Here is a 21486-nt window from a genome sequence, read left to right on the forward strand (position 1 = left end):
CTATATCGTTGCTGCTCGGACAACCGAAACGAGACCTGATACCGTACGCGTCAATCAGTCTCAATGTCACGCCACATTCAACCACCGGCGTAAACTTGGTGTATCTATGGCATCTTCCTTTGGTCCATCAAGCTTTGGCGGCGGTATGAAGTCCGTAGACCGGCCCACCCGCGGCACCAACAAAGCCACCGCAGCCGACCTGACCGCCTCTCGACCCAAACCCAGTCTCAAGAAGGTAATGCCCGAGGTCTGGAACCTGGTCAAGCCGCGCCGTTGGCTCATCGCGGGTAGCTTTCTGTTGATGGTCATCAACCGTCTCTGTAGCTTCGCCCTTCCCATCTCCTCCCGCTACCTCATCAATAACGTAATGTACAAACAGCAACTGTCTCTGCGTCCCACCTCAGTTCGCTACCTGCTCAACAACTTGATGTATAGCCACCAGAGCCACCTGCTGCCATACATCATCGGCACAGTGGCTGCAGCCACTTTCCTTCAGGGCATCACCTCCTACTCGCTTACACAACTGCTCTCCACCGCAGGCCAGCGCCTTATCACCGAACTCCGCCGCAGGGTCCAAGAGCACATCGGCCGTCTTCCCGTCGCCTTCTACGACGAAAATCGCACCGGCACACTCGTCGCCCGCATCATGACCGACGTCGAAGGCGTGCGTAATCTCGTCGGCACAGGCTTGATTGAGTTCGTCGGCGGTATCCTTACCGCCATCTTCGCCTTCTGCATCCTCATCCGTATCAGCACACGGATGACTTTGCTCACATTCTGCATCCTTCTGGTCTTCGGTCTTATCCTGCAGAAGGCATTCAAGACCATTCGGCCAATCTTCCGCGAACGCGCCAAAATCAACGCTGAGGTCACAGGCCGCCTCACCGAATCGCTCGGCGGCGTCCGCGTAGTCAAGGGGTATCACGCTGAGCAGAGCGAGGCTAACGTCTTCGCCTCCGGCGTTGAACGCCTCCTAAATAACGTCATCAGCTCCATCACCGCCCAATCGCTCATGACGCTCTCTTCCACCATGGTTCTAGGAGTCGTCGGAAGCCTTGTCATGTATGTGGGAGCCATGGAGATCTCAGCCCACCGCCTGGATGTCGGCGGCTACGTCGAATACACCATGCTCCTCGCCTTCATGGTGGCGCCCATCGTCCAGCTCGTCAACATTGGTACCCAGCTAACCGAAGCCCTCGCCGGACTCGATCGCACCACCGAGATCCTCAACGAGCAGGAGGAAGATAGTGAACCCAGTCGCACTGTCCCCCTCGCCGCGATCCACGGCGACGTAGCCTTCCAGGACGTCACCTTCGCCTATGAACCCGGCAAACCCGTCCTCCACGGCATCAGCTTCGACTCCAAGCCCGGCACGGTCACCGCCCTCGTAGGCTCCTCCGGCTCCGGCAAATCCACCATCATCTCCCTTATCTGCGCCTTCCACACCGCCACCAGCGGCCAGGTCCTGATCGACGGCACCGACCTCGCCACCATCCGCCTCTCCAGCTTCCGCGAGCAGCTCGGCGTCGTCCTCCAGGAGACCTTCCTCTTCGATGGCACCATCCGCGACAACATCCTCTTCAGCCGCCCCAACGCCACCGACGAGCAGCTCATGAACGCCTGCCACATCGCCCGCGTCGACGAGTTTGCCGAGCGCTTCCCGGAGAAGTACGAGACCATCGTCGGCGAACGCGGCGTCAAGCTCTCCGGCGGTCAGCGTCAGCGTCTCTCCATCGCCCGCGCCATCCTCGCCGACCCGCGCATCCTCATCCTCGATGAGGCCACCAGCTCCCTCGACTCCGAGTCCGAGGCCATGATCCAGAACGGCCTCAACTTCCTCATGCAGGGCCGCACCACCTTCGTCATCGCCCACCGCCTCTCCACCATCCGCCGCGCCGACCAGATCCTCGTCGTCGAGCAGGGCAGGATCGTCGAGCGTGGCACCCACGAGTCCCTCTACCAGCTCCAGGGCCGCTACTACGATCTCTACACCCGCCAGCACGGCCTCGAAACCAATCTCTTCCTGGCTCCCGGCGAAGGCGACAAGATCGAAGAGACCGAGATCACAAAGGTATAGCTCCCGACCAACGGCCACCCGAAGGAGTACACCCACCACGAAGTGGTCGCCCCACACGCAGTGGGGCCGTCCGGCAGGACAAGTCTATTCAAGATAATGAGCAGTTAATAAACGGAGAATAAATGGCACTTACCGAAGCAGCGATGAACGTGCAAGAGCAGTTCGGCCAGATCGACATCTACGTCTTCGACCAGATCCTGCGCGGCAACATCGCCCCCGGCATGCGCGTCCTTGACGCCGGCTGCGGCTACGGACGCAACCTCGTCCATCTGCTCCGTGAAGGATGCGAGGTCCACGCGATCGATGCAAGCGCCGAAGGCGTAAGGCACGTCCGAGCCCTAGCAGCAGAACTCGCGCCAAACCTCAGCGCCGAAAACTTTCGCGTAGGTCTCATCGAGAAGATGGACTTCGCCGACAACTTCGCCGACGTTGTCCTATGCAACTCGGTCCTCCACTTCGCCCGCGACGACGCGCACTTCCTCGCGATGGTCTCCGAGCTCTGGCGCGTCCTGAAACCCGGCGGACTCTTCTTCTGCCGCCTCGGCTCGCGCATCGGAATGGACTTCGAGCGTCTTCGCGGAAACATCTTCCGCATCAACGACGGCTCCGAGTGGCTTCTCGTCGACGAATCCATCCTGATGAAGATGACCCACGACATGAACGCCGTCATGGTCGATCCGCTCAAGACCACCATCGTGCAGGACTACCGCTGCATGACCACTTGGGTCCTGCGCAAACGCTAACGAAAAGCGCCAACGGCGCGTCAGCCTCAATGGCAGATCGCGCCGTTCCCGTTCTACCCTTCCACACCCAACTCCCGCAGCAGAAACGCATAGTCAAACGCGATCTCCTTCAGGTAGTCATAGCGCCCGCTCGCGCCTCCATGTCCCGCATCCATGTTGACGTGCAGCAACAGCGGCGCATCGTTGGTCTTCAACGTACGTAGCTTTGCCACATACTTCGCCGGTTCCCAATACATCACCTGCGAGTCGTTCAAGCTGGTCTTCACCAGCATCGCAGGATACTCCGCAGCCTTCAGGTTGTCGTACGGAGAGTAAGACCGCATATACGCAAACGCCTCCGCCTCATTCGGATTCCCCCATTCCTCATACTCCGCGACCGTCAACGGCAGGGAAGCGTCCAGCATGGTATTCATCACATCCACGAACGGCACATGCGACAGCACCACGCGGAACAGATCCGGACGCTCGTTCACCACCGCGCCCATCAGCAGTCCACCCGCGCTCCCGCCCTCAATCGCTACGCGATCCTTCGCCCCATATCCCTTCGCCACCAACTGCTCCGCTGCCGCGATGAAGTCCGTGAACGTATTCCGCTTCACCATCATCTTGCCGGCGTCATGCCATTGGTCGCCCATCTCTCCGCCACCGCGAATGTGCGCATACGCAATCACCACACCCCGATCCAGCAGCGACAACCGCGACGCACTGAACCCGATCGGCAGCGGATACCCATACGAACCATACCCATACAGATACAGCGGACTGCTCGAGTCACGCCCAAAGCCATCGCGCCGATACACCACAGAAACCGGCACCCGAACCCCATCCACCGCCTCCACCCACACCCGCTCCGAAGCATACCGCGCCGACTCAAACCCTCCCGGCACCTCCTGCTGCTTCAACAGCGTCGATGCGCCAGACTTCGCCTCATACTCATACACCGATGCCGGAGAGACGAGCGACTGGTAGCTATATCGAAACGCATCCGTCTCGAACTCCGGATTCGCATGAGCCCCTGCCGAGTACACCGGCTCAGGAAACTCAATCTCCTTCGACTCCCCAAGCCTTCCGCCCTCTCCAAACTGCGTCACCGTCAACGTCGGCAACCCAAGCCTCCGACGCGCACTCACGCAGAACTCCGCGAACACCTCGAAGTCCTCAAGCGGAGCCTCCTTATCCTCCGGAATCAGCTCCGTCCAAGCCTCCCGGCCGCCGCCATCGACCGGAACCGTCACCACCCTGAAGTTCTTCCCCGTATCGTTCGTGCGAATGTAAAACAGTCCATCGCGATGGTCGACGTGGTACTCCTGCTCATCCACTCGCGGCGCAATCACCAGGAACATACCGCCGGGAGTCTCTGCAGAGAGATAACTGCACTCGTTCGTCGTGTGGCTGCCCGCCTCCATCAGCAGGTACTTGCCATCCCGCGTCTTGCCTACGCCGATGTTGAAGCGCTCATCCTTCTCTTCCCAGATCTCCGCATCTTCCGCCGCCGCATCGCCCAGCCGATGACGAAATAGGTGGTCGTGCCGCTTTGTCACCTCATCCTCAGTCGTGTAAAAAAGCGTTTTCGAATCCGCAGCCCACGCCATCGACCCGACCCTCTCAGCAGTATCGGCGAGATCCTTCCCCGTCTTCAGATCCCGAACATGCATCGTGTACTGCCTAAAACCCGTATTGTCGGTCGAGTAAGCCAGCAGAAATCCATCCGGGCTCACCGTCATTCCGCCCACCGCCATAAACGGCTGACCCTCCGCAAGCTGGTTCACATCCAGCAGAATCTCCTCCGGCTGCGACTCATCGAACCTCGCCCCGGTAGCCAGCCTGCGGCAGTGAATCGGATACTGACTCCCCTCCACCGTCCGCACATAGTAGAACCAGCCACGGTTGCGATAGGGAACTGACTCATCCGTCTCCTTGATGTGCGACAGCATCTCTGCATACAGCTTCGCCTGCAGCTCCTTCGTCGGCTCCATCGCCGAATCCGTATAAGCGTTCTCCGCCTCCAGATACGAGATCACCTCCGCCGAGGTCTTATCCCTCATCCAGCGGTAGTCATCTTCCAGAACATGCCCATGCAGCGTAGTCGGTGTCGATTCCTTGCGCGCACTCGGCGGCGTAATCAGATTCTGCGTCATCAATCGAAGCTCTCCAACCCACAGGATACAACCTGCGCCGTGCTCCTAAAAGCAACCCCCAACCATCTTTCAACACCAAATAACTGTAACGAAGACGGCCACGGACGTTAAGCAGACCGTCAAGGAGCAACACCCATGACTTCCAGCCTGATCATCAATCCCAGACGCCTCTACGCCGTACTCCTAAGCACCGCCATCCTCTCCTCCCCCGTCCTCCTCATCGCGCAGCCAGACCTGATGTCCATCCCCGTCTCGCAGACTCAAGCCAATCCACCCCAACAGCAACCCGCCTCCAGCACCGCCATGCAGGACTCCGGCCAGAACGCCGGCGAAGTCGGACAGGTGATGGCCGACAAGATCTTCCTCCGCAAGGCAGCCGAAGGCGGCCTGGCCGAGGTCAAGCTCAGCCAACTAGCCGTAGACAAAGCCGGCAGCGACGACGTAAAAGCCTTTGCACAAAAGATGATCGACGACCACATTAAACTCAACGCCAACCTGGCAGGCATAGCCGACTCCATGGGCGTCAAGCTGTCTCAATCACTCGACAAAGAGCATCAGGCCGACTACGACAAACTCAGCACCCTCTCCGGCAGCGACTTTGACACCCAGTACCTTACCCTCATGGTCAAGGCCCACCACAAAGACCTTCACATGTTCCGCATCGAGGCCGCCGACGCTGCGGACCCAACCCTGCGCGATGCCGTCATCAGTGCCGAGAAGACCATCCACGATCACACCGTCATGGTCGACAAGCTCGCCCGCGACAAAGGCGTCCCGATACCCGCCCGTCCCAATCACCCCACTCCGCCTCCCGCATCCTGACGCCGTTCACGAGATAAATCCGCACAACCGCGCGCCAATCCGCGAAATTAACGCAATCGGCAACATGCAATCCGTTGCGCCAAATTGCAGGGCGTAAAATGAGCATCGATGAAGCACCTCTCGCGTTGGCTGATCCTCGTCCTTATGCTGTGCGCGCCGTCAGCCCTCCTGACGGCCGAATCGGTCGCCACGCTTCCGGCCCCCACCGGCTACGTCAACGACTTCGCCGGAGTTCTCTCACCCTCCACCAAATACGATCTTGAAAACCTCTGCACCCAGGTAGACCGCCAGGCCCACGCCCAGATCGCCGTCGTCACCGTCAAGACCATCGACAACGACGAGTCCGTCGAGGAGTTCACCACCGCCCTCGAAGACAAATGGAAGGTCGGAGCCAAGGGAACCGACCGCGGCGTCATCCTGCTCTTCGTCATGACCCCCAGGCGTGGCCGTATCGAGGTCGGCTACGGCCTCGAAGGCATCCTCAACGACGCCAAGGTAGGCGACATCGGCCGTTCCATGGTCCCCGCAGCCCAGCAGGGCGACTACAACACCGCCATCCCCCTCGGCGTCCGCCAGATCGCCCAGATCATCGCCACCGACGCCGGCGTCACCCTGAACCTCGGTCCGCCCGTCCACCAGTATCGCCGCCAGCAGGTTCCCGTACAGCTCAGCCTCACTCAGATCATCTTGGGCGGCGGCGCCATCCTCCTCATCCTCTTCTTCCTGGTCAAAACTGGTAATACCGGCCTCATCTTCTTCCTCCTCGGAAACCTGATGGGCGGCGGAGGTGGAGGCTTCGGCGGAGGACGAGGACGCGATGACGACCGTGGCGGAGGCGGCTTCGGAGGCTTCGGCGGAGGCAGCTCCGGAGGCGGTGGAGCAAGCGGAGATTTTTGAGGAGATTCCAGAGATAGAACGATTTTGCCGCAAAGAAGGGCTTGGGATTTCGGGCCGGGGTGATACAGTACACCCGGATGAACCAGCCGAGGAAAGCATCGAAATGACACGAAGGGGAATCGAAAAAATATGAAATCGTTATGGGTTGTACTTGGCGTCGTGGGTCTTCTCATCGTCGTGCTGCTCTTCGTTGGAGGCAGCTACATCGGTGCGAAGAACACCCTGGTGCAGAAGAATGAGGCCGTCAATCAGGCCTTCTCGCAGGTCAACGTGGTGCAGCAGCGCCGCCTCGACCTTATCCCCAACCTCGTAGCCTCCGTCAAGGGGTACGTTGCTGAAGAGTCCACCGTCCTCACCAACATCGCCAACGCCCGTGCCGGCGTCCTTGCCGCAGGCAGCGATCACGCCAGCAGCATCAACGCCAACTCCAAGCTCGACGTAGCCCTCGGGCCGTTCTTCCGCCTTCAGGAGCAGTACCCCGACCTCAAGAGCAACCAGCAGTTCATTCGCTTGACGGACGAGCTCGCCGGGACGGAAAATCGTATCGCCGTAGAGCGTCAGCGCTACAACAAGACGCTCGAAGACTATAACGTCTACGTCCGCCAATTTCCCAACAGCATCTGGGCCAACATGGCAGGCTTCCACTACAGGGACGAGTACTTCAAGGGCAATCCAGAGAACGGTACGGCGCCGAAGGTCGACTTCTCGAAGTAACGGAAGCGAACTGACTTGGCCCAATAAAAAGGCCGTCGCATCAAGCGACGGCCTTTTTATTGTGTTTCACGTTCTAACGAACTGAAGTTTACTTGGTGAAAGAAGAGATCGCGGTAGCCTCATCGTCCTTCACATCGAAGACGGTGTAGAGCTTGGTGATCTGCAGCAGGTCGTGAACCTTCTTGGTCAGGTTCAGCAGCTTCAGCTCGCCGCCTGAGTTCTTTACCGTGGTAAAGGCGCTGACCAGCTCCCCGATCCCCGAACTGTCGATGTAACTGATGTCGCCCAGATTGAGCAGAATCTTGTTGGAACCCTTTGCCAGCACATCACGCACGGCATCGCGGATCGTGACGCTGCCTTCGCCGAGGGTGATGCGACCGCTGAGGTCCAGAATGGTAACGCCGTCTACCTGGCGAGTCTTTACTTTCATGCTCATGACTAGTTTTCTCCTTAGGTCCCCGGCTGCGCGGGTGTTCGATGCTTGATCAATGTCAGTTCTGTGCCTGGATGTAGCTGCCGAAAGTTTACCTCATCCATGAAGGCTTTGATGAGAAAGATGCCACGGCCGGAGCCGCGAAGGATATTTTCCGGCGCCAGAGGATCCGGAAGCGTATCAGGATCGAGCCCAGGGCCCTGATCCGCGATCCGGATAATCAAAGAGTCCGTCGTCGTCTCGAACGATGCCGTCACGTGTTTATTCGTGTCGTACGAGTTTCCGTGCAAAACCGCGTTCACGGCAGCCTCGCGCACCGCCATGGCAATGTGAGGAACCGTGTCTTCATCGAACCCCGCACGTGCGGCGAAGTCCTCTGCGATCTGCTCAACCTTATTGACGCTGTCGAGAGACGAGTCCAATGTGTAGCTGACGCGCATAGTCGTTGAGTCGGCCAAAGCTGTCCTTGCGATACCTGAGTGCCAGTCGTCAACGGCAGACAACAGCGATGATGGCAGTGTGCTTGTGGATCTCCGGAAAGTCAAGATGAACCCGAATCTGCCTCTCCGGAGATCCCCGTTTTTGTCCCCTCCAGGATCGCCCGGAAGCCAATAAAACCTCCGCGCTGGCTGCACCTCGGTCCACCAAAGCTGGGCTAACATGCGGTTAGGACGATACGAAAATAAGAAGATAAACACATAAGCGGATAAGAAGATAAAGTCTGAAGGAACACCTTCACCTGCCATGAGCAAGCACCCCAACTCGCGCACCACCGCCTCCGCCCTCATGGGTACGACCATCGTCGACGCCCAGGGTGCCCCCTTCGGCCACGTCCGCGAGGTCGCCGTCGCCCCCTCCATCGACTCCGCCCACATCCACGGCCTGCTCCTCCGCCGCGTCGCCTCCCGCCGCAGCGACACCCCCTCCCTCGTCCTCATCTCCGACCTCCACTTCAACCACGCCGGTGCCATGCAGCTCCTCGACACCGCCCAGCCCTCCACCCTTCCCGACGACGACAGCTTCCTCCTCCTCGAACGCGACCTCCTCGACCAGCAGATCATCGACGTCCACGGACACAAAGTCGTTCGCGTCAATGACGTCGATCTCGTCTGGGAGAACGGCCCCGAAGATGACCCCACGCTCTCCCTGCGCATAGCCGAGGTCGAAGTCGGCCTTCGCGGAGCCGTCCGCCGCCTCCTCAAAGGCTTTCCCGCCGCCACCGTCGATCGCATCGCCTGCCGCTTCGGCGCCAGCATCATCCCCTGGGACTTCGTCGACCTCATCGACCGCGACCCCTCACGCCGCGTCCGCCTCAAGGTCGAGCAGGATCGCCTCTCGAAGATGCACCCCTCCGACATCGCCGACATCCTCGAAGAGCTCGCCCCCGCCGAGCGCCACGCCCTCTTCCTCTCCCTCGACGAAGAGGTCGCCGCCGAGGCCCTCGAGGAAGTCCGTCCAAAGATGCAGCAGGCCCTCATCGAGTCCCTCGACTCCGAACAGATCGCCGGCATCGTCGAAGAGATGGACCCAGGCGCCGCCGCCGACCTCCTCTCCGAGCTCACCGACGAGCGATCCGAGGCCATCCTCGAAGAGATGGACCCCGAGGAGCGTCAGGAGGTCGAAGATCTTCTCGAGTTCTCCGGTGACTCCGCCGCCGGGCGCATGACCACCGACTACATCGCCCTCCAATCCGATGCAGACCTCGAACAGGCCATCGCCGCGCTCCGCGAGTTCGAGGGCGACATCGAGATCATCACCGACATCTACCTGCTCGACGACGAAGAGAAGATCGTCGCGCTCATCCCTCTCGTTCAACTCCTGCTCGCCGCGCCCGGCACACCGCTATCCAGCCTGCCGCACAGTCACATCGTCACCTGCAACGTCGACGCCAACGGCCGCAAGGTAGCCGAGCTCTTCGACAAGTACAACCTGCGTTCACTCCCCGTCGTCGATCACGCAAGACGTCTTACCGGAGTCATCCACGCCGAACAAGTCATAGCCCTCCTAAGAGCAAAGCACTAAAAATCCCAACCCGACCAACGGGAGGACCCGCAAAAATCGCGTCACCCCAACAAGGTATAAAAGTCACGAAGTGACCTCGCGCCGAGCAGGCGGCCCGTCCGGCAGGACAAAAGCATTTAAGCAGGCCCCAACCAAGTGATTCACGACCTCCTCACCGACACACCCGCACTCACCGCCCACGCCGACGTCTGCATCGTAGGCGCCGGAGCCGCTGGCATCTCCTTGGCCGTAGAGTTCGCCCGCAAAGGAAAGACCGTCCTCCTCCTCGAGGGCGGCGGCGACCACCGCGAAGACTCCTCCCAGTCCCTCTACGACAGCGAGATCGTCGGCCTTACCCATCGCGGCATCCACACCGGCCGCATCCGCGTCAAAGGCGGCACCACCGTCCGTTGGGGCGGCCAGATCCTCGAGCTCGATGCCTTCGACTTCACCCCTCGCCCCGGCGTCCCCAGTAGCGGCTGGCCCTTCCCAAAGTCCGAGCTCACGCCCTACTACGAGCGAGCCCTTACCCTCGAAGGCCTAGCCAACGTAGAACGCAGCGACGCCGCCGTCTGGCGCAGCCTCCATCTCCCCTTCACCCAGTTCGAAGGCCTCGAAGCCTACGTCTCCCGCTGGTGCCCCGAACCCAACTTCGCCCGCCTCCACCATCAGACCCTCGCCACCCACCCCAACATCCACCTCTGGCTCCACGCCAGCGCCGTAGAACTCCTCACCGAAGGCGACCGCACCACCGGCCTCCGCTGCCGCACCCTCACCGGCATCGAGACCACCTTCCACGCCCCCAACTTCATCTTCTGTCTCGGCGGCATCGAGTCCGCCCGCTTCTTCCTCCAGCCCCGCCCCGGTGGCCACCCCTGGAACCGCTCCAGACTCCTCGGCCAACACTTCCAAGACCACATCGACTGCAACGCCGCCACCATCGAACCTCTCAACCAGCAGATCTTCCACGACACCTTCGATCCAATCTTCATCCGAAACTTCAAATATCTCCCCAAACTCCGTCTTTTTCCGCAACTTCAAGTCGAGCACAAAACCCTCAACATAGGCTCCACCATGTCCTTCGAGGACACCGGAAAGGCCCGCTATCAGGCCAAACTCACCATCCGCAATCTCATGCGCGCCCGCTTCGGAGAGGTCACCCGCGACAACCTCCGCCACACCGCCAGACATATCCCCCTCCTCTTCCAACAACTCTGGCGCTACAAGATGGGCCACCGCGGCTTCGCCCCCTCCGACGTCCGCATCTTCCTCCGCGTCCACTGCGAACAGGAACCCACCTCCCGAAGCTCCATCACCCTCACCAACGACCGCGACCCCCTCGGCCTCCAGCGCATTCGCTTCGACTGGAAGATCTCCGAGAAGGAACTGAACACCATCCGCCAGTACACCCTCATCGCCCAGAGATCGCTCGTAAGCATCGCCCGCATCATCCCCGACCCCGACCTCATCGCTGGCAACCCCGCCTTCCTCACCCGCTGCGACGACAGCAACCACCACATGGGTGTCATGCGCATGTCCCCCTCATCCGAAACCGGCGTCGTCGACACCAATCTCCGCCTCCACGGCACCGCCAACACCTACATCTGCAGCGCCGCCGTCTTCCCCAGCTCCGGCTTCTCCAACCCAACCCACACCGTCCTCGCCCTCGCTGCCCGCCTCTGTGACCACCTCACCTGATTCCAACCAACGGGAGGACCACCCGAAGGGGTATAAAAGTCACGAAGTGACCTCCCGCCGAGCAGGCGGCCCGTCCGGCAGGACACGAACACACGCAGCTAAACTCAAAAGCAACCATGCAAACCCTCCCCCTGGCCGACACCACGCGCCGCACCACCCGCCTCGGCTTCGGCTGTTCCAGCATCATGGGCGCCATAGGCCGCCGCGACTCCCTCCGCCTCCTCGAAGCCGCCTACGACGCCGGCATCCGCCACTTCGACGTCGCCCCCGCCTACGGCTACGGCGAAGCCGAGAGCTGCCTCTGCGACCTCATCCATCGCCACCCCGCCGACATCACCGTCACCTCCAAATACGGCATCCCCCTCGCAAAAAGATCCCCCCTCATCCGCCTCGGCCGCCACGTCACCCGCCCTCTCATCCAGCTCCTCCCCGGCATCAAGCAACGCCTCGCCCAGGCCGCCAACACCGCCACCCACAACCCCGACCGCCCCACCTTCACCGTCGCCCAGGCCAAAGCCTCCCTCGAACGCAGCCTCACCGCCCTCCGCATCCAACACATCGACCTCTGGCTCCTCCACGAGGCCACCGCCGTCGACCTCACCGACGACAGCCTCCTCCACTTCCTCAACCAGCAGGTCAAGCAGGGAACCATAGGCTCCTTTGGCATCGGCAGCGACTCCTCGAAAATCCCAGCCCTCCTCGCCGAACGTCCCGCCTACTGCCGCACCCTCCAGTACGACTGGTCCGTCCTCTCCCCAGCCATCACGCCCACCAACTCCTTCCGCATCCACCACCGCGCCCTCACCACCCGCTTCCGCACCTTCCACGCCGCATTCCTCCAGCAAAAAGACCGCACGAATCGCTGGTCCAAGGCCACAAACATCGACCTGACCATCCCCGACAACCTCGCCGCCCTCATGCTCAAGGCCGCCCTCGTCATGAACCCTGCCAGCATCATCCTCTTCTCCTCAAAGAGTCCCCTGCACATCCACGAAAACGTCCGCATCGCCGAAGACCGCACCCTCGAAGCCCCAGCCATCGCCCTCTACCAGCTCATTCAGGCCGAACGAGACCAGCTCACATCGGAATAACCACTCGCCCCACCCATCACCTGCAAAAAACAATAAACAAGCTCATAGTCCAATCGGTTAACCTCACCATGCCCACAAATGGTTTAGCCTGAAACCAGGACGATCTCATCGTTCTCCAGCCCAGCACAGAAGGAAGCGGAAAAATGAACCCCTGGCGGACCTGGAGAACTCGCCTGATCCTGTTCTTTGCCGTCCTCGGCCCCGGCTTCATCACGGCCAACGTCGACAACGACGCCGGCGGCATCCTCACCTACTCCTCTGCGGGCGCCCAGTTCGGTTACACCCTACTCTGGACGATGATCCCCATCACCATCGCCCTCATCGTCGTGCAGGAGATGTGCGCCCGCATGGGCGTCGTCACCGGCAAAGGCCTCAGCGACCTCATCCGCGAAGAGTTCGGCCTGCGCATCACCTTCGTCATCATGCTTCTGCTCATCGCCGTTAACTTCACCAACGTCGTCACCGAGTTCTCCGGCATCGCCGGCAGCATGCAGCTCTTCCACGTCAGCAAGTACGCCAGCGTCCCCGTCTGCGCCTTCATCGTCTGGATCCTCGTCGTCAAAGGCGACTACAAGAGCGTCGAAAAAGTCTTCCTCATCGCCAGCGTCTTCTACATCGCCTACATCATCACCGGCGTCCTCAGCGGCCCGGACTGGCACCTCGCCCTCGTCGAGACCGTCAAGCTCCCGCCCCGCGCCATGTGGAGCAACAAGAGCTACGTCTACATGACCGTCGCCGTCATCGGCACCACCATCACCCCCTGGATGCAGTTCTACCTGCAGTCCTCCATCGTCGAGAAGGGAACCAGCGTCCGCCAGTACAAAGCCTCCCGCCTCGACGTCATCATCGGCTCCATCTTCACCGACGTTGTCGCCTGGTTCATCGTCGTCGCCTGCGCCGCCACCCTATACACCCACGGCATCCGAAATATCAGCGAAGCCTCCGACGCTGCCGGCGCCATGAAGCCCCTCGCCGGTCAATACGCCTTCATCCTCTTCGCCGCCGGCCTCTTCAACGCCTCACTCTTCGCCGCCTCGATTCTCCCCCTCTCCACCGCCTACACCGTCTGCGAGGGCCTCGGCGTCGAGAGCGGCCTGGACAAGAGCTTCGGCGAAGCCAAGTTCTTCTACTGGCTCTATAGCCTGCTCCTCTTCGCTGGCGCCGCCGTCGTCCTCATCCCCAACTTCCCGCTGGTAAAGTTCAGCATCCTCTCGCAGGTGCTCAACGGCATTCTTCTCCCCGTAGTCCTCATCTTCATGCTGAAGCTCATCAACAAGCACGAGCTGATGGGCAAGTACACCAACACCCGCTGGCTCAACGCCATCGCATGGATCACCGCCATCATCGTCATAGCCCTATCCCTCATCCTCGTCTGGAACACCCTCCACGGCGGTTGAAGATAGGGAAAGATAGAAAAGATAGGCCCTGCCAGACGAGCCGCCTGCTCGGCGAGAGGTCACTTCGTGACGCGTATACCGGTCACGCAGCCATCATCAGAAAAGGTCCTCCCGCTGGTCGGAATCATCCACCGCCGAGCAACGCGAGGCCCAAGCCATCCACTCACCCTGACAAGGTATAAAAGTCACGAAGTGACCTCCCCACGAGTAGTGGGCCCGTCCGGCAGGACAGAATTTTCGTAATCTTTTAAAGCAGTTTCCCCTCAGAAAGATCCCGAATCAGCCCCAGGTCCGCCGCCAGAAAGTCATACCCTGGCAGCTCCCCCAGCGGAGCCCACCGCATGTCATTAAATATCCGATTCTCCAGCGTCCCCTCGAACTCCCGCACCACAAAGAACTGCAGATCGATCGCCCCGCCATTCCTGTACTTATGCCGCACCCGAGCCACCTGCCGCCCGATCACCGCCGTAATCCCCAGCTCCTCGTTCAGCTCCCGCACCAGAGCATCCTCAGAGCCCTCACCCTCTTCGATCTTGCCCCCTGGAAACTCCCACTTCAGGCTCATCGGCTGGTCCGGCTTCCGCTGGCAGATGAGCACCTCCACCCCCGCCGCGCCATCCCCCGCCTCGCCCCGCAAAATCAGAGCCGCGACCACCAGCCGCAAAGGCTTTTGGACGACAGGTTCAGCGCGTTCCCCGAGCTTGCGAATAGCTTCTCTCACTTGTCTCTATAGCGTTAGACGACGCCAACCCTACAAAAGGCTCTGTCAGCCCCGCTTACGCCGGTCGAACAGAGTCCGGATAGTAGACTGGCCAGCTCTCCTGCGAGCTTCTCTCCAACAGCCCCGCCGTCGGATTCACCGGAAACGCCCGCCGCGCAATCGCCAGCATCGCCGCATCATGCACCGAGTTCCCAAAGACCGCATCCGGCGCCGTCACCCCCACCCGCGCCAGCGACCTCACCTTGCCCTCGTCCGTCGGCACATCCTCAATCACGTCCGAGACCACCCCATCCTTCACCGTCACCCGCGCCGCCAGCACCCGCTCCGCAGGAATCCCAAACCCACGCACACCCTCTTCGATCACCCAGTTATTCGTCGAACTCACCGCCCAGATCTCAACGCCTCTGCCGTGAAGCTCATCCACCAGCTGCTTCATCTCCGGAAAGATGTTCTGTCGGACTCGGCTCTCAAAGAAGACCTTCGCCGCCCGCCGCATCTCGTTCTCGCGCAGCCTCTGGTACATCTGCACCATCTCCCCGCAGATCGCCGCCTCCGACACCGTGCCACGCAGGTATGCGCGGTAGCGCTCGTCTATCCAGTCCGTAGCCTCCCGCGAGACCAGCCCCGTCTCGATCGTCCACTTCATAAACGACGAGCCCGCATCGCCCGACCACAACGTCCCGTCGCAGTCGAACACCGCGACGGATGGCGAGAGAGAATAGACCGCCTCATGGAACTCTGACGTACTCAAACGATTGACCGAAACCAGATGGCTCACGAACTGTACTCTACTTTTCTGCGCTTCAGGCGCGCATGAATTTGCATTGAAGATTGATGTCCATCTTACTACCCCACCAAAACCGATCTTCTCCACAACCCTCTCATCGCATCTCCCATCCGCATCCAAACCCGCTGGAGGAAAAACATGAGTGACTTCAAACAGCTCTCCGGCAAAGAGGGAATCGACAAGATAGGCTTCCTGATCGCAGACCACAACATCGTTATGCTCGTTACCGCAGCCAGCGACGGCACCTTCGACAGCCGCCCCATGGCCGTCCACGTCAAAGACTTCGACGGCACCGTCTGGTTCCTCACCCCGCACGCATCCGAAAAGATCAACGAGATCCAGGACGACTCCCACGTCACCCTCATCTTCTCCGACCCATCCAACGCCAAGTACGTCTCCGCCAAAGGCCGCGCCCACATTAGCAGGGACCGCGCCAAAATCCACGAGCTTTGGAACTCCATGTACAAAGCCTGGTTCCCACAAGGAGAAGACGACCCCAATATTGCCGTCCTCCGCATAGACATCGCCGAGGCCGACTACTGGGAGGCTTCCTCCAGCCGCATCGTTCGCGGCGTCAAATACCTCGCAGCAGCCGCAACCGGCGGCAAGGTAGACGTAGGCGAAGCTGGCAAAGTCGTCCTGACCTAACCATCTGGCCTGCCAAGCCTGAATCGTCTCTCATCGCTGCGGAGCGACGGCCTTCTACTAAGGAAGGCCGTCATTCTGAGCGTAGCGAAGAACCCCTGTATTGTGTCTTTGCCATTGGACTTGCTGTTGTTCTTGTTCTACTGCGAACCTGCGTTAAATCGGAGGCAGGCCGTTCACCACGCTCACCCCAGGCGGCGGAACAAACCCGAAGTCTGTATCCTTCACCGGCACATTCTCCACCATGCCGGAGAACGCAAACTCCGTCACCGCTCCATCCACCTCTTCCAGCTTCATCCGGTCAATCGCGCCCGCCGTCGTCACCCACAGCGACAGCAGCTTCACTCTCTGCTCAATCCCCTTCGGCACTCCGGTAATACGAAACCCCGTCCCATCCGGCGTCACCGCAAGGCCATCCAGCTCCTTCTTCAACTGAGTATGCCCAAGCAGAAATCGCAGAGGCGACCGCAGATCGTCCAGCTCCTTCGCTGGCACCCGTGTAGCCTGCGTGTCCCCCGGCGTATAAAACCACGCAAACTTCCCATCCAGTACAAACACCTTGCCCACCGGAGCCGCATAGCTCCACCGCATCCGCCCCGGCTTCTTCAGCAGCAGCGTGCCCTCTTCCGCACGCTGCATCCCCATCCCCGAGTAGTTCTCCGTATAGCGCGCCCGCAGCGAAGTCAGATGGTTATAGTGCTCGTCCACCCTGCGAACCAGCGCATCTCCATCCGCACCCAAACTCTTTGCCGGCTCCTGCGACACCAGCTGCCCAGCGAACAAGCCGCAGCCCACAGCACCCAGCAAAAGCGTTCGAGCCAGCCTCACTGAATCGGCTGCGTGCAGTTGTTTCCACCCGCCGGATCAAACCGAATCGTATTGTTCTCATCCGAGCAATATCCGCGATCGCCCGACCGCCCAATCGACTGTGGCACGGCAGTAATCTCGTACCCCGTATACATGTCCTGATTGTTCACCGTCACCTTCGTGCAGTTCGTAATCGCGAACGTATACCCTGCCTTCTGCCCGCTCGAAAGCGAGTTATCCAGCAGCTGAGCGGACTGTGCCGAGGGCGCACCCGATTTCGGATCACCGCCCAGCGCCGCCAGCGAGCACGAAAAGCCGTTCGCCGGATACGCCGAGTTGTACTGCAACTGCGCCTGTCCGATCGTCCGCACCGACTGCACCGCCGACGTCTCATTCGCCTGTTTCCGCAGCTTCAGCATCTGCGGCACCGCCAGCGACATCAGGATCAGCATCACCGACATCACGATCAGCAGTTCGATCAGCGTAAATCCCTCGTCGTCCCGTTGCTTCTTCAGCTCAGCGCGCATCCGGCCCAATCCGTTCATCGTCGTCATCATTCCTCGGCAGTTCAAAGTCTTCTTACACATCGAACAAAACTCTATCAGGAGTCTGTTCTAGCACGCTAAATCTTCGCGCTCGACCTTCATCGTCCCAAGATTTCCCAGCAGCGTCAACGCCATCGTCTCCGGCTGGAAAAGCTCCTGTGCCAACACCTGCACATCCTCCGAGCTCACCGCGTCCACCTCTTCGATAATCTCGTCCACGCCAAAGAAGCGCCCAAAGTACATCTGCTGCCGAGCCAGGTTCGACATCCGGCTCCCCGAACTCTCCAGCCCGATCACCATATTGCTCTTCAACTGGTCCTTGGCCCGCTTTAACTCCACCTCGCTGACCTTCTCTTCCTTCAGACGTCGCAGCTCCAGCAACGTAAGCTCCAGCACCTGCAGCGTCTTGTCCACCGACGTCCCCGCGTACACGCACAGCGACCCCGTATCCCGGAACGGATTCATCTCCGAGTAGATCGAGTACGCCAGCCCCCGGTCCTCGCGGATCGTCTGGAACAGCCTCGAACTCATCCCACCGCCCAGCATCGTGTTCAGCAGATACACCCCGTACCGCCGCGCATCGTTCACCCGCGGCGCAGGCACGCCCAGGCAGAACTGCACCTGCTCCAGCGACTTCTTCCGCTTCAGCGTAATGTGCGGCGTAGCCTTCGGAGCCGCTACCTTCTCCGCTACCCCATCCCCACTCGCCGCCAGCGAGCTGAACTCCCGCTCCACCTTGGCCACAAACTCGTCGTGCTGCAGATTGCCCGCCGCCGAAAACACCATATTCCGCGGCGTAAACTGCCCCGCATAAAAATCAAACAGCTTCTGCTGATCGAAGCTCGAAACCGTCTTCACCGTCCCCAGGATCGGCCGTCCCAGCGCATCGCCCTTCCAGAAGTTCTGCGTCCACGTCTCATGCACCAGATAGTCGGGATTATCCTCGTCCATCTTGATCTCTTCCAGAATCACACCCTGCTCACGCGCCACATCCTCCGGCGTAAACGTCGGATGCAGCACCAGGTCCGCCAGCACATCCAATGCCGGAGTCACATTCTCATCCAGCACCTTGATGTTGAAGCACACCGTCTCTTTCCCGGTAAACGCGTCCAGATTGCCGCCGATCGTATCCACCTCGCGTGCAATCTGCTGCGCCGACCGCGATGTCGTCCCCTTGAACACCATATGTTCGACAAAGTGCGAGATCCCATTCAGCTCCGGCTTCTCATCCCGAGACCCCGACCCAACCCACGCCCCCATCGACACGCTCCGCACATGCGGCATGCTCTCAGTCAGCACCATCAGACCGTTCGCCAGAACCGTCTTCCGGATATTTCGGGGGGCATTCTTCGTTACAGCGATATCTTCAATCAACGTTGCGGACATGCGACTCCTTGAACTTCCATTCTTTCACAGCAACAACCGCCGCCCCCTGCTGCACCATCGGAGTAGACTCTCTAACAGATGCTCCCGCGACAGGTAACGCTTCGCGACCGACATCTCATTCAAATCCTCATTCCGCATAAGCCAAACCGTATGAACGAAATATCCATAAAAGATAATCCAAAAGTTGATGGAAGGCCCCTCTTCGGCCAATCCCTCGTCGAGCTGACAATCCTCCTCGATCACCTGAACCAGCCCCCTTACCGCGCCCGCCAGCTCCACGAAGCCCTCTACGCCCAGCGCCTCACCTCCATCGACGACATCACCACCCTCCCCGCCACCCTCCGCGAAGCCCTCAAATCCCAAAACCACACCATCGGCCTCCCCGAGATCGTCCAGACCGCCCGCTCCATCGACGGCACCGAGCGCTACCTCATCCGCATGGCCGACGGCGAGACCGTCGAGACCGTCTGGATGCCCGGCGGCGACGGCGGCGAGCGCGGAGACGGCACCCAGGCAGCCGAAGAAGAAGAACACCCCACCCACGATGACGACGACTACAAGCGCGCTACCATCTGCATCTCCAGCCAGGTAGGCTGCGCCGTCAACTGCCAATTCTGCCTCACCGCCAAACTCGGCATCCGCCGCAATCTCACCCCCGGAGAGATCGCCGGCCAGGTCGCCGCCGTCCTCAACCGCCACAACGTCGAAGTCGGCCGCGACCGCATCAACCTCGTCTTCATGGGCATGGGCGAACCCTTCCTCAACTACCCCTCCTTCATGGACGCCGTCCGCCTCCTCACCACCGCCATGCGCATCCCCGACTCCCGCATGACCGTCAGCACCTCCGGCATCCTCCCCGGCATCCTCGACTTCGCCAAAGAGACCCTCCGCCCCAAGCTCGCCGTCAGCCTCAACGCCTCCAACGACGTCGTCCGCGAGTCCATCATGCCCATCACCCGCAAATGGAACATCGCCGCCCTTCTGGAAGCCATCGCCACGGTCCCTCTACGACCCCGCGAACGCGTCACCTTCGAGTACGTGATGCTAGGAGGCATCAACGACCAGCGCGAGCACGCTGACGAGCTCATAGCCCTTCTCAAGAACCGCCAGGCCAAGATCAACCTCATCGTCTGGAACTCCGGCCCCGACATGCCCTTCCATGAGCCCACCCCAGCTGACGTCTCCGCCTTCCAAAGCCGTCTCCGCAACGCCGGCATCCCCGCCTTCATCCGGAGGCCCCGAGGCCGCGACATCTACGCCGCCTGCGGCCAGCTCAAACGCACCCTCGAAACCCCCACCCCCACCCTGATCACCCTGCCCCCCACCCCCTCCTCGTTGTAGCTGTTGTCGCTGCCCTTGCAGTTGTAATTGCCGTTGCTGTTGTCGTTTGCCCTTTTGTTTGTCATCCCCGTAGGGGATCTGCGTTTGCCGCTGCCGTTGCCTGTCCTCTTGTTTGTCATCCCGTAGGAATCTGCTGTTGCCGTTGTCGTTCCGTCACCACCCCTCGCCACCGCCAATCCCCACCAGAATTAACCCACCGATCATCCCCCCGTAACAACACCCAGATATCCTTCCATTCCTCCGCTCCCCACAGAAAATTCCCCACAAGTAACACATTTTAAACAAGTTAGGCACTTCCGTTCCAAGCCCTCCGCAACTTCCCGCAACATCCCCCAGTGGAAAAAATACCCACTCGCAGAAACGACAGGACTTGAGGGAATCCTCAGTTTGGTCACCCATCTGCAATACACCAGTTGCACCACCTATCCCAACACCCGGAGTACCAATGAAGCTGACACGTATTGCTCGTCTACTTACTCTCGCCTCTGTCGTTGCTGCACCTCTCGCTCTTCATGCCAGCGAGATCGTCTATTCGGACTCTTTCACCGCCACCGGAACCTTGGGAAACACCAGCTTCACCGACGCTCTGGTCACCATCACCGGTGAGGCAAATCCCGCCAATGCAATCAGCGAGGGAAGCGGATTCTTTGCTCTCAGCCTGCCCGTCACATTCACCATCGGTGGCGAAGCAGGATCGTTTACCGAATCGATGCAGCTCTTTCTGAGCCAGAAGGGCGGCACCGCAGGAACCGGCGAGATCGGCTTCAGCAGCTCCAACTTCGCCTTGATCTTCACGGAGAACCCTGCCTTTGGAAGCAGCTACCAGCTCAGCCAGTTGATCGCACCCACCACCGGCACATCCGCCTTCAACAGCTACGCGAACACCTTCGCCACTTACTCAACGTCGGACGGCAGCCTCGCGCTGGACAGCGTAAGCAACTCCACCTTCTCGGCCAACTCGCCAGTTCCCGAGCCGTCCACCTTCGTCATGCTCGGCACCGGCCTCCTTGGCGCTGCCGGAGCGCTCCGCCGCAAACTGGCCCGCGTATAAACTACGCGTGTCAAGCCCCAAACTACCCCATCCACTGTTGAATCAGCGACATCCAGGTGGCGTAGGAGTTGCCCTCCAACCGCTATACTGGAGATAGACAAAAAGAAAAGCCCCGGGCATAAACCGGGGCTCTTCTTTTGTTCAGAGTTATTTGTCGAAGTCCAAGCTTAAAGTATCTGCAATCAAGACTTT

General features: G+C 60.3%; 20 protein-coding genes. 12 read left to right on the plus strand and 8 right to left on the minus strand.

Annotation, left to right across the window (positions count from 1 at the left end; translation table 11 throughout):
* Positions 1–106 precede the first annotated feature (106 nt).
* Both GSQ82_RS20230 and GSQ82_RS20235 read left to right on the plus strand, forming a co-directional pair.
* The gene (locus GSQ82_RS20230; protein WP_158794085.1) at positions 107–2077 is read left to right on the plus strand and encodes an ABC transporter ATP-binding protein; all 1971 of its coding nucleotides are present in this window, start codon (positions 107–109) and stop codon (positions 2075–2077) included.
* 122 nt (positions 2078–2199) lie between these two features.
* A complete protein-coding gene (locus tag GSQ82_RS20235) occupies positions 2200–2820 on the plus strand; it encodes a class I SAM-dependent methyltransferase (RefSeq protein ID WP_254061800.1) in 621 nt (206 codons plus the stop codon).
* Positions 2821–2873: 53 nt separating this feature from the next.
* Here the strand turns inward: GSQ82_RS20235 and GSQ82_RS20240 are convergent, their stop codons facing one another.
* A complete protein-coding gene (locus GSQ82_RS20240) occupies positions 2874–4958 on the minus strand; it encodes a S9 family peptidase (RefSeq protein WP_158794086.1) in 2085 nt (694 codons plus the stop codon).
* A gap of 135 nt (positions 4959–5093) precedes the next feature.
* Here GSQ82_RS20240 and GSQ82_RS20245 point away from each other — a divergent pair, with 135 nt between their 5' ends.
* The 3 genes from GSQ82_RS20245 to GSQ82_RS20255 all read left to right on the plus strand — a co-directional run bounded on the left by GSQ82_RS20245 (position 5094) and on the right by GSQ82_RS20255 (position 7391).
* Positions 5094–5780 (plus strand): DUF4142 domain-containing protein, encoded by a 687-nt coding sequence (locus GSQ82_RS20245; RefSeq protein WP_158794087.1) that lies wholly within the window; start codon positions 5094–5096, stop codon positions 5778–5780.
* A gap of 108 nt (positions 5781–5888) precedes the next feature.
* The gene (locus tag GSQ82_RS20250) at positions 5889–6677 is read left to right on the plus strand and encodes a YgcG family protein (protein WP_158794088.1); all 789 of its coding nucleotides are present in this window, start codon (positions 5889–5891) and stop codon (positions 6675–6677) included.
* A 129-nt stretch (positions 6678–6806) separates the two neighbouring features.
* Positions 6807–7391, plus strand: a complete 585-nt coding sequence (locus GSQ82_RS20255; RefSeq protein ID WP_158794089.1) for a LemA family protein — start codon at positions 6807–6809, stop codon at positions 7389–7391.
* Positions 7392–7479: 88 nt separating this feature from the next.
* Here the strand turns inward: GSQ82_RS20255 and GSQ82_RS20260 are convergent, their stop codons facing one another.
* Both GSQ82_RS20260 and GSQ82_RS20265 read right to left on the minus strand, forming a co-directional pair.
* A complete protein-coding gene (locus GSQ82_RS20260; RefSeq protein ID WP_158794090.1) occupies positions 7480–7827 on the minus strand; it encodes an STAS domain-containing protein in 348 nt (115 codons plus the stop codon).
* A 14-nt stretch (positions 7828–7841) separates the two neighbouring features.
* Positions 7842–8282, minus strand: coding sequence for an ATP-binding protein (locus GSQ82_RS20265; RefSeq protein WP_371417245.1), 441 nt, complete (start codon positions 8280–8282; stop codon positions 7842–7844).
* A gap of 286 nt (positions 8283–8568) precedes the next feature.
* Between GSQ82_RS20265 and GSQ82_RS20270 the strand changes: the two genes are divergently transcribed.
* The 4 genes from GSQ82_RS20270 (at position 8569) to GSQ82_RS20285 (ending at position 14011) form a co-directional block, all read left to right on the plus strand.
* Complete coding sequence (locus GSQ82_RS20270) at positions 8569–9846, plus strand: magnesium transporter MgtE N-terminal domain-containing protein (RefSeq protein ID WP_158794091.1); 1278 nt, start codon at positions 8569–8571, stop codon at positions 9844–9846.
* A 135-nt stretch (positions 9847–9981) separates the two neighbouring features.
* Complete coding sequence (locus GSQ82_RS20275) at positions 9982–11523, plus strand: GMC family oxidoreductase (protein ID WP_158794092.1); 1542 nt, start codon at positions 9982–9984, stop codon at positions 11521–11523.
* 116 nt (positions 11524–11639) lie between these two features.
* A complete protein-coding gene (locus GSQ82_RS20280; protein ID WP_158794093.1) occupies positions 11640–12614 on the plus strand; it encodes an aldo/keto reductase in 975 nt (324 codons plus the stop codon).
* A gap of 143 nt (positions 12615–12757) precedes the next feature.
* Positions 12758–14011 carry an Nramp family divalent metal transporter gene (locus GSQ82_RS20285; protein ID WP_158794094.1) on the plus strand — a complete coding sequence of 418 codons (1254 nt, stop codon included), beginning with the start codon at positions 12758–12760 and terminating at the stop codon, positions 14009–14011.
* Positions 14012–14258: 247 nt separating this feature from the next.
* Here the strand turns inward: GSQ82_RS20285 and GSQ82_RS20290 are convergent, their stop codons facing one another.
* Together GSQ82_RS20290 and GSQ82_RS20295 are read right to left on the minus strand one after the other, a co-directional pair.
* Positions 14259–14732 (minus strand): (deoxy)nucleoside triphosphate pyrophosphohydrolase, encoded by a 474-nt coding sequence (locus tag GSQ82_RS20290; protein ID WP_158794095.1) that lies wholly within the window; start codon positions 14730–14732, stop codon positions 14259–14261.
* Positions 14733–14787: 55 nt separating this feature from the next.
* A complete protein-coding gene (locus GSQ82_RS20295; protein ID WP_158794096.1) occupies positions 14788–15510 on the minus strand; it encodes an HAD family phosphatase in 723 nt (240 codons plus the stop codon).
* A gap of 147 nt (positions 15511–15657) precedes the next feature.
* Between GSQ82_RS20295 and GSQ82_RS20300 the strand changes: the two genes are divergently transcribed.
* Complete coding sequence (locus tag GSQ82_RS20300; protein WP_158794097.1) at positions 15658–16167, plus strand: pyridoxamine 5'-phosphate oxidase family protein; 510 nt, start codon at positions 15658–15660, stop codon at positions 16165–16167.
* A 153-nt stretch (positions 16168–16320) separates the two neighbouring features.
* Here the strand turns inward: GSQ82_RS20300 and GSQ82_RS20305 are convergent, their stop codons facing one another.
* From GSQ82_RS20305 to GSQ82_RS20315, 3 genes are read right to left on the minus strand one after another with little or no spacing between them, the layout of a single operon-like run.
* The gene (locus GSQ82_RS20305; protein ID WP_254061801.1) at positions 16321–16992 is read right to left on the minus strand and encodes an outer membrane lipoprotein carrier protein LolA; all 672 of its coding nucleotides are present in this window, start codon (positions 16990–16992) and stop codon (positions 16321–16323) included.
* Positions 16989–17558, minus strand: a complete 570-nt coding sequence (locus GSQ82_RS20310; protein WP_254061802.1) for a type IV pilin protein — start codon at positions 17556–17558, stop codon at positions 16989–16991. The genes GSQ82_RS20305 and GSQ82_RS20310 overlap by 4 nt, the downstream gene beginning before the upstream one ends.
* Positions 17559–17585: 27 nt before the next feature.
* The gene (locus GSQ82_RS20315; protein ID WP_158794099.1) at positions 17586–18902 is read right to left on the minus strand and encodes a pitrilysin family protein; all 1317 of its coding nucleotides are present in this window, start codon (positions 18900–18902) and stop codon (positions 17586–17588) included.
* 150 nt (positions 18903–19052) lie between these two features.
* On the opposite strand from GSQ82_RS20315, the gene rlmN reads away from it, so the two are divergent.
* Entirely contained in the window at positions 19053–20243 is a 1191-nt protein-coding gene (gene rlmN, locus GSQ82_RS20320; protein WP_158794100.1) for a 23S rRNA (adenine(2503)-C(2))-methyltransferase RlmN, read from the plus strand.
* A gap of 445 nt (positions 20244–20688) precedes the next feature.
* Positions 20689–21294, plus strand: coding sequence for a PEP-CTERM sorting domain-containing protein (locus tag GSQ82_RS25225; RefSeq protein ID WP_254061803.1), 606 nt, complete (start codon positions 20689–20691; stop codon positions 21292–21294).
* Positions 21295–21486: the final 192 nt, after the last annotated feature.

The sequence above is a fragment of the Granulicella sp. L60 genome, from assembly GCF_009765825.1.
In the GTDB taxonomy this organism is placed as follows: domain Bacteria; phylum Acidobacteriota; class Terriglobia; order Terriglobales; family Acidobacteriaceae; genus Edaphobacter.

Coding starts and splice junctions, on each gene's coding strand:
- GSQ82_RS20270 (WP_158794091.1), top strand. CDS start 8,569: ATGAGCAAGCACCCCAACTCGCGCACCACCGCCTCCGCCCTCATGGGT.
- rlmN (WP_158794100.1), top strand. CDS start 19,053: ATGAACGAAATATCCATAAAAGATAATCCAAAAGTTGATGGAAGGCCC.
- GSQ82_RS20310 (WP_254061802.1), bottom strand. CDS start 17,558: ATGTGTAAGAAGACTTTGAACTGCCGAGGAATGATGACGACGATGAAC.
- GSQ82_RS20240 (WP_158794086.1), bottom strand. CDS start 4,958: ATGACGCAGAATCTGATTACGCCGCCGAGTGCGCGCAAGGAATCGACA.
- GSQ82_RS20255 (WP_158794089.1), top strand. CDS start 6,807: ATGAAATCGTTATGGGTTGTACTTGGCGTCGTGGGTCTTCTCATCGTC.
- GSQ82_RS20315 (WP_158794099.1), bottom strand. CDS start 18,902: ATGTCCGCAACGTTGATTGAAGATATCGCTGTAACGAAGAATGCCCCC.
- GSQ82_RS20230 (WP_158794085.1), top strand. CDS start 107: ATGGCATCTTCCTTTGGTCCATCAAGCTTTGGCGGCGGTATGAAGTCC.
- GSQ82_RS20260 (WP_158794090.1), bottom strand. CDS start 7,827: ATGAGCATGAAAGTAAAGACTCGCCAGGTAGACGGCGTTACCATTCTG.
- GSQ82_RS20280 (WP_158794093.1), top strand. CDS start 11,640: ATGCAAACCCTCCCCCTGGCCGACACCACGCGCCGCACCACCCGCCTC.
- GSQ82_RS20245 (WP_158794087.1), top strand. CDS start 5,094: ATGACTTCCAGCCTGATCATCAATCCCAGACGCCTCTACGCCGTACTC.
- GSQ82_RS20235 (WP_254061800.1), top strand. CDS start 2,200: ATGGCACTTACCGAAGCAGCGATGAACGTGCAAGAGCAGTTCGGCCAG.
- GSQ82_RS25225 (WP_254061803.1), top strand. CDS start 20,689: ATGAAGCTGACACGTATTGCTCGTCTACTTACTCTCGCCTCTGTCGTT.
- GSQ82_RS20250 (WP_158794088.1), top strand. CDS start 5,889: ATGAAGCACCTCTCGCGTTGGCTGATCCTCGTCCTTATGCTGTGCGCG.
- GSQ82_RS20285 (WP_158794094.1), top strand. CDS start 12,758: ATGAACCCCTGGCGGACCTGGAGAACTCGCCTGATCCTGTTCTTTGCC.
- GSQ82_RS20300 (WP_158794097.1), top strand. CDS start 15,658: ATGAGTGACTTCAAACAGCTCTCCGGCAAAGAGGGAATCGACAAGATA.